11 protein-coding genes and 1 pseudogene are annotated in these 10,925 nt (G+C 56.0%); 6 read left to right on the forward strand and 6 right to left on the reverse strand.

The genetic code is table 11. The annotated features are described in order from the left end of the window. The first annotated feature begins 131 nt into the window (after positions 1 to 131). Positions 132 to 1,523, forward strand: a complete 1,392-nt coding sequence (locus tag GS611_RS17795; protein ID WP_171637665.1) for an aspartate aminotransferase family protein — start codon at positions 132 to 134, stop codon at positions 1,521 to 1,523. Positions 1,524 to 1,613: 90 nt separating this feature from the next. Here the strand turns inward: GS611_RS17795 and GS611_RS17800 are convergent, their stop codons facing one another. The 5 genes from GS611_RS17800 to GS611_RS17820 form a co-directional block, all read right to left on the reverse strand. Continuing rightward, positions 1,614 to 2,789 (reverse strand): peptidase S41, encoded by a 1,176-nt coding sequence (locus tag GS611_RS17800; RefSeq protein ID WP_171637666.1) that lies wholly within the window; start codon positions 2,787 to 2,789, stop codon positions 1,614 to 1,616. A 126-nt stretch (positions 2,790 to 2,915) separates the two neighbouring features. Further along, positions 2,916 to 3,281: a 50S ribosomal protein L20 gene (gene rplT / locus GS611_RS17805; RefSeq protein WP_008756009.1), complete on the reverse strand. Its 366-nt coding sequence runs from the start codon at positions 3,279 to 3,281 to the stop codon at positions 2,916 to 2,918. 14 nt (positions 3,282 to 3,295) lie between these two features. Next, positions 3,296 to 3,496, reverse strand: coding sequence for a 50S ribosomal protein L35 (gene rpmI / locus GS611_RS17810; RefSeq protein ID WP_010443552.1), 201 nt, complete (start codon positions 3,494 to 3,496; stop codon positions 3,296 to 3,298). A 184-nt stretch (positions 3,497 to 3,680) separates the two neighbouring features. Beyond that, positions 3,681 to 5,231, reverse strand: a complete 1,551-nt coding sequence (locus GS611_RS17815; RefSeq protein WP_171637667.1) for a sodium:alanine symporter family protein — start codon at positions 5,229 to 5,231, stop codon at positions 3,681 to 3,683. A gap of 13 nt (positions 5,232 to 5,244) precedes the next feature. Further along, positions 5,245 to 5,682: a universal stress protein gene (locus tag GS611_RS17820; protein WP_171637668.1), complete on the reverse strand. Its 438-nt coding sequence runs from the start codon at positions 5,680 to 5,682 to the stop codon at positions 5,245 to 5,247. Positions 5,683 to 5,880: 198 nt separating this feature from the next. On the opposite strand from GS611_RS17820, the gene GS611_RS17825 reads away from it, so the two are divergent. Further along, entirely contained in the window at positions 5,881 to 6,342 is a 462-nt protein-coding gene (locus GS611_RS17825) for an Lrp/AsnC family transcriptional regulator (RefSeq protein WP_245218193.1), read from the forward strand. A 12-nt stretch (positions 6,343 to 6,354) separates the two neighbouring features. On the opposite strand, the gene pyk is transcribed toward GS611_RS17825, so the two are convergent. Beyond that, entirely contained in the window at positions 6,355 to 7,800 is a 1,446-nt protein-coding gene (gene pyk, locus GS611_RS17830) for a pyruvate kinase (protein WP_171637669.1), read from the reverse strand. Positions 7,801 to 7,942: 142 nt separating this feature from the next. On the opposite strand from pyk, the gene GS611_RS17835 reads away from it, so the two are divergent. The 4 genes and pseudogenes from GS611_RS17835 to GS611_RS17850 all read left to right on the forward strand — a co-directional run bounded on the left by GS611_RS17835 (position 7,943) and on the right by GS611_RS17850 (position 10,651). Further along, on the forward strand, positions 7,943 to 8,680 hold the full coding sequence (locus GS611_RS17835) for an N-formylglutamate amidohydrolase (RefSeq protein WP_171637670.1): 738 nt from the start codon (positions 7,943 to 7,945) through the stop codon (positions 8,678 to 8,680). An 87-nt stretch (positions 8,681 to 8,767) separates the two neighbouring features. Then, positions 8,768 to 9,007: a DUF6868 family protein gene (locus GS611_RS17840; RefSeq protein WP_171637671.1), complete on the forward strand. Its 240-nt coding sequence runs from the start codon at positions 8,768 to 8,770 to the stop codon at positions 9,005 to 9,007. An 87-nt stretch (positions 9,008 to 9,094) separates the two neighbouring features. After that, entirely contained in the window at positions 9,095 to 9,409 is a 315-nt protein-coding gene (locus tag GS611_RS17845; protein WP_152456994.1) for a DUF1244 domain-containing protein, read from the forward strand. A gap of 94 nt (positions 9,410 to 9,503) precedes the next feature. Next, positions 9,504 to 10,651: pseudogene (locus GS611_RS17850) on the forward strand (IS3 family transposase). The last annotated feature ends 274 nt before the right edge of the window (positions 10,652 to 10,925 follow it).

Consider the following 10,925-nt stretch of genomic DNA (forward strand, 5'->3'; position numbering starts at 1 on the left):
GGCAATACGGGATGGTGCGATCTGGCCCTACTTAGATCCGGCCATTCGCGGTGATCTGAAGTATCTTAAACATATGCCGGGGCACGCCATCTCCGCACCCCGTGCACCGCACCTCACTGAAAGGACTTGTCATGGACGGCACGTTCAACGAAAACGATCTTTCCCGCGTGGTCGAAGCCGACCGCGCCCATATCTGGCACCATCTGATTCAGCATAAACCCTTTGAAACCAACGATCCCCGCATCATTGTCGAAGGCAAAGGCATGCGCGTCTGGGACCAGAAAGGCAAAGAGCATCTGGATGCGGTTTCCGGCGGCGTCTGGACTGTGAACGTCGGCTATGGCCGCGAATCGATTTGCAAGGCCGTTTACGACCAGCTGATGAAACTGTGCTATTTCGCCAATACCGCAGGCTCGATCCCCGGCTCCATCTTCGCGGAAAAACTGATCGACAAGATGCCCGGCATGAGCCGCGTGTATTACACCAATTCGGGCTCTGAAGCGAACGAGAAGGCGTTCAAGATGGTGCGCCAGATCGCGCACAAGAAGTACGGCGGCAAGAAGACCAAGATTCTGTATCGCGACCGCGACTATCACGGTTCGACTCTGGCAACCATGTCGGCAGGCGGTCAGGACGAGCGCACCGCTCAATACGGACCTTTTGCACCTGATTTCGTCCGCGTGCCGCACTGCATGGAATACCGCAAGCACGAGCTGGATGGCGCACCGGAAGAGAACTTCGGCGAATGGGCCGCAGATCAGATCGAACAGGTCATCCTGCGCGAAGGTCCCGACACCGTTGGCGCGCTGTGCCTTGAGCCAGTGACCGCAGGTGGCGGCGTGATCGAAGCGCCCGAAGGATACTGGCAGCGCGTGCAGGAGATCTGCAAGAAATACGACGTGCTGCTGCATATCGACGAGGTTGTCTGCGGCGTGGGCCGCACCGGCACATGGTTCGGTTATCAGCAATACGGCATCAAGCCGGATTTCGTGACCATGGCCAAAGGCGTCGCCTCGGGCTATGCCGCGATTGCCTGCATGGTCACCACCGAGGAAGTCTTTGACATGTTCAAGGATGATGCTTCGGACCCGATGAGCTATTTCCGCGACATCTCGACCTTTGGTGGCTGCACTGCCGGTCCGGCGGCTGCGATCGAAAACATGCGCATCATCGAGGATGAAAACCTGCTGGGCAATTGCGCGGCCATGGGTGACCGCATGATGGGCAACCTTCAGGCGCTGATGGAAAAGCACAAGGTTATTGGCGACGTGCGCGGCAAGGGCCTGTTCCTGGGTGCCGAGCTGGTCGCAGACCGTGGTTCTAAAGAGCCGGTGGACGAGAAACTGGCGCAGGCGGTTGTGGCCGACTGTATGAACCAGGGCGTGATCATCGGCGTCACCAACCGCTCGATCCCAAGCCGCAACAACACGCTGTGCTTCTCGCCCGCCCTGATCGCCACGGCGGATGACATCGACCAGATCACCGACGCGGTCGATGGCGCGCTGGGGCGTGTGTTCGGATAAGTTACCTTAACGGAACCTATGAAAACCGGCGCTAAAATGCGCCGGTTTTTTCGCTCGCATGGCATCTACGCGGACTTTCCTGCCATTCCTCTAATTTCTCAGACTTCTGAGAATTCGTTGATAGAACGCGCCGTTTGCATCTTCAGCGGTAGGTTCGTTGATCAATTCCCAATCCAAATCCAGTGTTCCAGCCGGAACTAGTCGCCGCGCGATCTCGGCTGGTGTGGTTTCATCGCTGGTTCCGCTCTCCCAATCGTGAAAAGCCGATGAGTATCGAACGACCGCCCCGCTGGTGGGCAAATCGAGCGAACCTCCCTCGGCAAAAAACGTCAACCCGTCACCCATTTCTTCCCCTATGAGCTTGAGCCTAGGTCCCAATCGATGTTTGAGGATGGCGACAAAAACTATCGCAGCCGAAAACGTGAATTTATCGACAAGCACAACAACCTGCCTGCTTGCGTTTTCAGAGATAGCGTCGATCAAGGGCATCGTTTTAAGAAAGTCGCCACCGGTGTTTCCACGAATATCAATCAAGAGCGTTTTTTCCGAGCAAACGCGTACTTGTTCTGCTGCACGTGAGATGGCTTTCGGCAGCGCACCTTCTCCTGAATCGAGAAAACTGGGCAACAGTATCGAAAGCCCAAGTCCCCGCCAGCCCTTAGTCTCCACAAGTCTCTTGGGTGTCCAAGCCGGATCGGCCCGGCCATGCTCGTTTCTCGGGTAGAGCGTTGATGCAGGAACCGTATGACTGTTTTCCACTTTGAATTCGGATATCTGACCGTTCTCGTCTTGCACGCGATACTCGGTCGTTTCGTCTTTTGAGGAAAAACCGAGACGAGACAAAGCATGGGGCCACACGAGTATAATCGATCCGATTACCCGTTTCCTTTGGCGCGTTCCTGCCAGAAATGTTCCTGAGGCGGCTTCGATTTGGCTTAACGGTGTACCGTTGACTGCAACCAGCTTTCCTCTGGGCGCAGTTGTTTCTGGTGCCGTACCAACTAACTGGATGGCAGTTCCGATGCTCACGAATCTCAGCGGGAGCACCGAGATGGCATCATTCGGAATCAGCCGTGTGTGCCCGTTGTCGGGAAGTGCCAGTAGGCGCATTGTTGAAAACAGAAAGGCCTCTTTTAAACCTTCTGAAGCGTATCTTCGGGCATCACTAATGCAACTGTCTATCGCCGTCTGTTCGATCCGCCGAAAGCTGGGATCACGTGGCAAGGCAGTTTCTAAAACTTGCTCAAAGTCTTGTACCAGCGACATAGTTTAAGGTGCGCACGACTGCCGGACGATGTCCAGAGTGTGCTTAACACCGACGTCCAATCCATGGAAAACAAAAAAGCCGCCCCAAATGGGACGGCCTTTCTTTCACTGTCTCTCGAAAGAGGATCAGGCAGCCAGAGCGGCCTGAGCTTTGGCGACGATCGCGCCGAACGCTTCCGGTTCGTGCACGGCCAGGTCGGCCAGAACTTTGCGGTCCACCTCGATACCGGCCAGGTTCAGGCCGTTGATGAAGCGGGAATATGTCAGTGCCTCGTCATGCGAACGCACAGCAGCGTTGATACGCTGGATCCACAGGGCGCGGAAGTTGCGCTTGCGGTTCTTGCGGTCGCGGGTTGCATACTGGTTGGCCTTGTCGACGGCCTGACGGGCAACCTTGAAGGTGCTTTTACGGCGGCCATAGTAACCTTTGGCGGCCTTGATGACCTTCTTGTGACGGGCGTGAGTTACGGTTCCACCTTTAACGCGGGACATCTCTTAATCTCCTCTTAGCGGTCGTAGGGCATGTAGCCCTTGACGATCTTGGCGTCGGGGGCGGACAGGGTGGTGTTGCCACGGGCGTCGCGGATGAATTTCTTGGTCCGCTTGATCATGCCGTGCCGTTTGCCGGCCTGGCCAGCAAGGACCTTACCGGTCGCAGTCACCTTGAAGCGCTTTTTGGCGCTCGACTTGGTCTTCATCTTAGGCATTTCCGTCTCCTTTTTCGGGTTCGGTTCCAGACGCGACTCGGCATGCCATCTCGGCCGGTCACGCGATCAGAAGCGCCGTTTACGCAAGTTCGGTCATACTGGCAAGGGGGTTTGGATCAGATTCTGCGCTTTTTGCCGGCTGATCGGGCACTGGGGCGACAAAGGCCGCCCCAGTGATTGGGTTTTAGTGTTCGAATTTCCGGATTTCACCGGTTTTCAGGCGCTCGGAATACGAAGCCAGCTCCTGACGCACCACTTTCATCAGGAAGTAGAGCGCAAAGACGTTGACCACCGCCATCGCAAAGATCGCCGCATCCGAGAAGTCGATGACCGGGCCAAGGTTGGCTGCGGCACCGATGACGACGAAGATGCAGAAGATGATCTTGAACACCAGCTCTTTGGTGTGACCCTCACCAAACAGGTAGGTCCAGGCCTTGAGGCCATAGTAGGACCAGCTGATCATGGTCGAGAAGGCAAACAGGATCACCGCAACCGCCAGGATATACGGGAAGAAACCGAACGCGCTGCCGAAGGCGGCAGAAGTCAGGCTGACACCCGAGTTGCCGTCAACAGTGGCAATCGCCGTGCCGGCCTCATTCAGCATGTAGTTTCCGGTTTCCGGATCGATGATCAATTGCTGGGTGATGATGATGACCAGAGCGGTCATTGTGCAGATCACCACTGTGTCGATGAACGGTTCCAGCAAGGAAACGAAGCCTTCCGTGATCGGTTCCTTGGTCCGAACAGCCGAGTGCGCAATCGCTGCCGAGCCAACACCCGCTTCGTTCGAAAACGCCGCACGTTTGAAGCCCTGGATCAACGCCCCGACCATGCCGCCTGCAACACCCAGACCGGTGAAGGCGCCGGCGAAGATCTGACCAAAGGCCCAGCCGATCATATCCGCATTCATCAAGATGATGACCAGAGCGGTCAGAACGTAGAGAACGCCCATGAACGGCACCACCTTCTCGGTCACCCGTGCGATAGACTTCAAGCCGCCGACGATGACCATGAAAACAACCGCTGCGAAGACCAGCCCGGTAATCCAGCCCGGATAGTCACCCACGATTCCCGCGATCTGCTGATGCGCCTGATTGGCCTGGAACATGTTGCCCCCACCCAGCGCGCCAAGGATACAGAAGATCGAGAACAAAACCGCAAGGATCTTGCCACCCGGCAAGCCCAGTTCGTTGAACCCTTTGGACATATAGTACATCGGGCCACCCGAAACGGTGCCATCTTCGTACTCGTTGCGGTATTTCACGCCCAGCGTACATTCGGTGAATTTCGACGCCATCCCCAGAAGACCGGCCAGGATCATCCAGAAGGTTGCGCCCGGTCCGCCGATGCCGACGGCGACGGCAACACCCGCGATATTCCCCAGACCGACTGTTCCGGACAGCGCCGTGGCTAGAGCCTGAAAATGGCTGACCTCGCCTGCATCATTGGGGTCGGAATAGTCACCTTTGACAAGACTGATTGCGTGACCAAAAAACCGCATCTGCACAAAAGCAAAATACAGCGTGAAGACCGTCGCAGCGATCACCAGCCACATCACGATCCATGGGAAGCTGGTCCCGGGGAATGGCGCGAAGATGAAGCTGACGAATGGACCGGTCAGATCAGCGAATGTCTGATTGATTTTTTCATCAAGCCCCGGAGCATCTTGCGCAAAGGCAGGGCTGGCGACAGTGGCGGCTGCCATCGAGGCGCCGAGTTGTTTGAGCATTCTCATTTTGTCCCTCCCTTCAGTTCACAACCGTGACCGGAACATCGGCATGCATCACAAGGTTCTGGGTCGAGCTGCCGAAGATACGTTTCTTGATCCCGTCCGCCGAAGACCGGCCGACAACGATCTGCGAGCCGCCCATTTCCATTGTAATGGCGTTCAAGGTCTCGGCCACGTCGCCGTGGCGAACAACACCGTGCGCTTCAAAACCAGCCTCTCTGAGGGCCTCAACGGCAGGTGTCACGATACGTGACGTCGCCAGATCAACCTCTTCTTCCCGTCGCTTGTGACGCTGTGCGTTTTCTTCCGGTGTCTGAAAGGTGTAAGGGGACCATTCGATCACATAAGCGACCACCAGTTCACACGACCCGATCAACCTTGCCAAATCCTTGGCAAAGGCAATCACGCGCTCACCGGTCTCTGTCCCGTCGAGTCCTATGACAATCTTTGTTGTCATGTCGTTCCTCCATTATTTTTCATTTGGCCGAGGCCCGTGCCCCCGGCAGGGCAGCCGGAACTTGGAACTTTCAATAAGACCACCCTTTGGTAAGTATCAGGAATTTTCACTAGGAATTGGGGATTTTTTTGGTCTATACTCAGTGGAAATTGTCGTTTTGCACTAAAATAACAGGAAGTTTTACTGATTAGTAGAGAATTGGACAATATCGATCAACGCATCCTGCACGAGCTTGAGGCCAATGGCCGGCTCTCAATAGTTGAGCTTGCGGCGCGCGTAAACCTTACGAATACGCCCTGTTCCGAACGTGTGAAACGGCTGGAAAAGAACGGCTATATCAAGGGCTATAGCGCCATCGTCGACAAAGAGAGAATGGGCCTGGCCCTTCTGACCGTCGTACAGGTGTCGCTGACCGCAACGGCCGAGCAATCCCTGGAAAAATTCAACGAGGCCGTACGCGATGTGCCGGAAATCGAAAGCTGCCTGATGGTGGCAGGGTCGTTCGATTATCTTTTGACTGTCCGCACCCGCGATATCGCGCATTTCCGGATGATACTGGGCGAGAAAATCAACAAGCTGCCCGGGATTCACCAAACCAGCTCATTCACGGTCATGGAGGCCGTGAAAGAGCCGGTTGGTCAACGGGTGTCCGGGCTTTGATACCCGTTCTGGTTATTCGGGATCCGTGCTGTAGATCAGTCGCTCGTCACAAGGTGCCACGCGCAGAATGTTGGTGGTACCCGGTACGTTGAACGGCACCCCGGCGGTGACAACGATCTGGTCAGTTTCAGTTGCAAAGCCCCCTGCCCTTGCGGCGCGCGCTGCGTTTACAACCGCGCTTTTGAACCGTTCAAGCTCGGGCGTCATGACGCAGTTGCAACCCCAGCTCAGGCAGAGTCTGCGCGCCGTTCCCATCAGCGACGTCATCGCGATAATCGGAACACCGGGACGTTCGCGCGCGGTCAATGCGGCTGTCGTGCCACTTTGCGTAAAGCAGCAGATCGCTTTGATATCGGTTTTCTCGGCTATTTCACGCGCGGCGGCAACGATCCCGTCCGCAACGGTGGTTCCCTTGGCGGTACGCGAGGCTGCGATGATCTGCGTATACGTCGGGTCGGCTTCGACTTCGATGGCAACCTTGTTCATCGTCTGCACCGCTTCGATCGGATAGGCACCGGCAGCCGATTCCGCGCTGAGCATGATGGCATCAGTGCCTTCGTAGATCGCCGTCGCAACGTCCGACACTTCGGCACGGGTCGGCATCGGGCTTTCGATCATGCTTTCCAGCATCTGTGTGGCGACGATGACGGGCTTGGCTGCCCCACGGCATTTACGGACCAGTCGTTTCTGGATCGGAGGCACGGCAGAAACAGGCAGTTCCACACCCAGGTCGCCGCGTGCCACCATGATCCCGTCCGACGCATCAAGAATGTCGTCAAACGCCTCAACTGCCGCAGGTTTTTCAATCTTGGACAGGATCGCCGCGCGACCATCTGCAAGCGCGCGAGCCTCGAAAACGTCCTTGGCGCGCTGCACGAAGCTCAGCGCCAACCAGTCCACACCCAGTTGGCAGACAAACTCCAGATCCTCTCGGTCCTTGGCCGACAAAGCCGCCAGCGGCAGCACCACATCAGGAACGTTGACACCCTTGCGGTTCGAGATCGTGCCACCCACCTCGACCGTGCAATTTGCAAAATCCTGCCCACAGTCCTGAACGATCAGTCGGATCTTGCCGTCATTCACCAGCAGGCGCGCGCCCGGCTCAAGCGCCGCAAAAATCTCGGGATGCGGCAGGCAGACACGTTTGGTGTCGCCCGCAGCAGGGTCGAGGTCGAGCCGAAAGGACGCACCTTCTTCCAGCTCCTCTGCTTCATTGGCAAAGACACCAACGCGCAGCTTGGGCCCCTGAAGGTCGGCCAGAATGGCAATCGGGCTGTCCAGATCCTTTTCCACCTGCCGAATGATCTTGTGCCGTTCGCGGATCTCATCATGGCTGCCATGGCTCATGTTCAGACGAAAGACATCCGCGCCAGCCTCGTGCAGGGCACGAATTGTGTCATAGTCATTTGACGCTGGCCCCAGCGTCGCCACGATTTTCACATTTCTCAGGCGTCGCATTGGCATAGACCTCCTTACGTCATCTCAAGTTTGCAGATCAGATTTCGCGAAATGTTACCGCAAACATCATTTCGATGCTTATTGCGCAATTCCCTTTCCAAAGCAACTGCCCTACATCTGCGGCAAACAAGATGACAGGCTCATGACATACACTCCATTTTTCGTCCACGGTGCGGATCGCCCGTCTCGCTGGCTGATTACATGCGACCATGCAACCAACACTGTTCCCCCAGACGTAAATGGTGGCGACCTCGGTCTGCCGCGCGAGGATATGGAACGCCACATCGCCTATGATGTGGGCGCGTATGAGGTGTCTAAACACTTGGGCGAGATCCTGAACGCACCGGTGATTGCCGCCAACTTCTCGCGTTTGGTCATCGACCCTAACCGGGGTGAAGACGATCCCACGCTGTTGATGAAGCTCTATGATGGGTCAATCATCCCCGGAAATCGCCATGCAGATGATGACGAACGCGAGCGTCGCCTGAATATGTGCTACCGCCCTTACCACGAGGCACTGGCACAAATGGCGGCCCTGCCCCATGCTGTGATTGTTTCGATGCATTCCTTTACGCGCCAACTGCGCGGTCGTGAGCCCCGCCCATGGCACATTGGCGTGCTGCACACCTCGGACGAGCGGTTCTCTGGCCCGCTGATCGAAAGGCTTCAGGCCGAGGAAAATCTGTGCGTTGGCGTCAACGAGCCGTATACCGGAGTTTTGCCGGGGGATGCGATCGACAAACACTGTACCGCGTTCGGACGCCCCAACGCACTGATCGAGCTGCGCAACGACTTGATCGCAGACCATACGGGTCAAAGGGAATGGGCCGAGCGGTTGGCGGTAATCCTGCAGGACGCATTGGAAGCCAGCGACCTTTGACCGCAAGTCCTGCGCGTGCTTTTCCGCGCATCACGCTGTTGTGAGCACGGCCTTCATTTCCCATATCAACGGGGAAAGGGGGTCATCATGACACAAGAGTTTTTGACGATGTTTTTTGGTTGGATGGCCGTGCTCAATATCGCGGTGCTTCTGTTTACCACCCTGATGGTTCTGCTTTTGCAGGATTGGATTGCCGGCATTCACGGCAGGATGTTTCGGATGGAACGCCCGGATGTGAAACGCGCCTATTTCAGGTATCTTGCGAACTACAAAATCCTGACGCTGGTTTTCTGCATCGTGCCGTGGCTGGCTTTGAAACTGATGTGAAAAGGCGCTTCGGCACGTCCGTTTCTTGTAACGGGTTCACTGGATTGTTAGGTCAGAAGCAACTCAATCGCCATCCGGAGCCAGATCATGGACAAGCAAACCGAAATTGAACTTCAGGCTGCCGCATTTCGCCGGTTGCAAAAGCACCTGATGGAAGACCGCACGGACGTTCAGAACATCGACATGATGAACCTCGCCGGGTTTTGTCGCAACTGCCTGTCGCGCTGGTATCAGGAAGCGGCAAACGAAAAGGGAATCGAACTGGGCAAGGATGAAGCCCGCGAGATTTTCTACGGCATGACGATGGATGAATGGAAATCGAAATATCAAACCGAGGCCAGCCCCGAGAAACAGGCCGCCTTCAAGGTTGCGTTCGAAGAAAACGTCGGCACGAAAGACTGACAGCTCAGAGCTCATGCTCTGAAACCTGATTTGCCGGCCTTTTGTGATTAGAGTATTCCGCGACGAATCCCTGGTTGGAGCGGGATCGGAAGCGATGAAAGCAGCGAGATTTACGGACGCACAGAAGGCGTTTGTTTTGTCGCAGGTCGAAGAAGGCAAGACGGTTGCCGAAGTGTGCCGAGAAGCTGGGATCAGCTCGGCAATCTACTTCAAATGGAAGAAGAAGTATGCGGGGATGTTGCCATCCGACATGCGGCGGTTGCGAAAGCTTGAAGACGAGAACGGCCGTCTGAAACGCATCGTGGCCGAACTGACGCTGGATCGGGAGATGTTGCAGGACGTCATCAAGCGAAAGCTCTGAGGCCGGATCGGAAGCGTGAGCTTATCGACGGTGTTCGGGAAGACTGGCGAGTGTCTGTCAAACGCGCCTGCAAGGTGTTGCGGTTCGACAGATCGACCTGCCAGTATGTTTCCCGGCGCACCGATCCGGCCGTCCTGAATCGGCGTATCAAGGAGATCTGCGAGACCCGTGTTCGCTATGGATACAGGCGTGTGCAATATCTGTTGCGCCCGGAGGGTTGGGCAGCCAACGTCAAGAAAGTCCACAGGATTTACCACGCAATGAGGCTGCAATTACGGAACAAATCACCAAAACGGCGGGTGAAAGCCAAGCTGAAAGAGGATCGTTCAGATGCCGTGAGGCCCAATGATGTGTGGGTCATGCCTTGCCCGATAGGCGATTGCGCAAGTGCAATCTGCCGAAAGGGACTTCGTTCATGATCAGCTTGCGACTGGCCGCAAGCTACGTATTCTGACCGTGGTCGATACGTCCTCGCGCGTCTCACCCGTCATTGCCCCAAGGTTCAGCTAAAAGGGCGAAAACGTTGTTGTCACGCTGGATCGAGTGTGTCGGCAGATCGGATTCCCAGCGACGAGACGGGTGGACAACGGCAGCGAGTTCATCTCTCGGGACTTTTGGATCTATGGGCCTACCACAACGGCGTTACGCTCGACTTCTCCCGCCCTGGCAAACCGACCGACAATGCTTTCATCGAAGCGTTCAACTCAAAGTTCAGGGCAGAATGCCTGAACACACATTGGTTCCTGTCGCTGGCAGATGCTTGCGAAAAGATGGAGGAATGGCTTAGATAAGACAACGAAGAAAGACCGCACAGCACCATCGGGAACATCCCACCGGCAATGCTGGCAAACCCACATGGCGATACCAGCCCGCCATGCTGAGACAAGGTTGAAGACTCTATGCCCAAGTGGCAGAAGGTTGGGTATCAGAGCAACTTGCAGAACGAGCGATGAGTTGAACGAACTGCTGAATCGGGTTGTTGTTTCATACGACCATGGAGCCAAGAACCGCATCCTGGACATGCAGGGCGATTTGATCACTATGCCCAAAAAGCAAAACCCGCTGATGAGGGGGGCCTTGATTCCGACGACTGTTCGCTAAATATTGGTTGCGGGAGTAGGATTTGAACCTACGACCTTCAGGTTATGAGCCTGA

It is taken from the genome of Ruegeria sp. HKCCD6119, assembly GCF_013110585.1.
Lineage (GTDB): Bacteria > Pseudomonadota > Alphaproteobacteria > Rhodobacterales > Rhodobacteraceae > Ruegeria.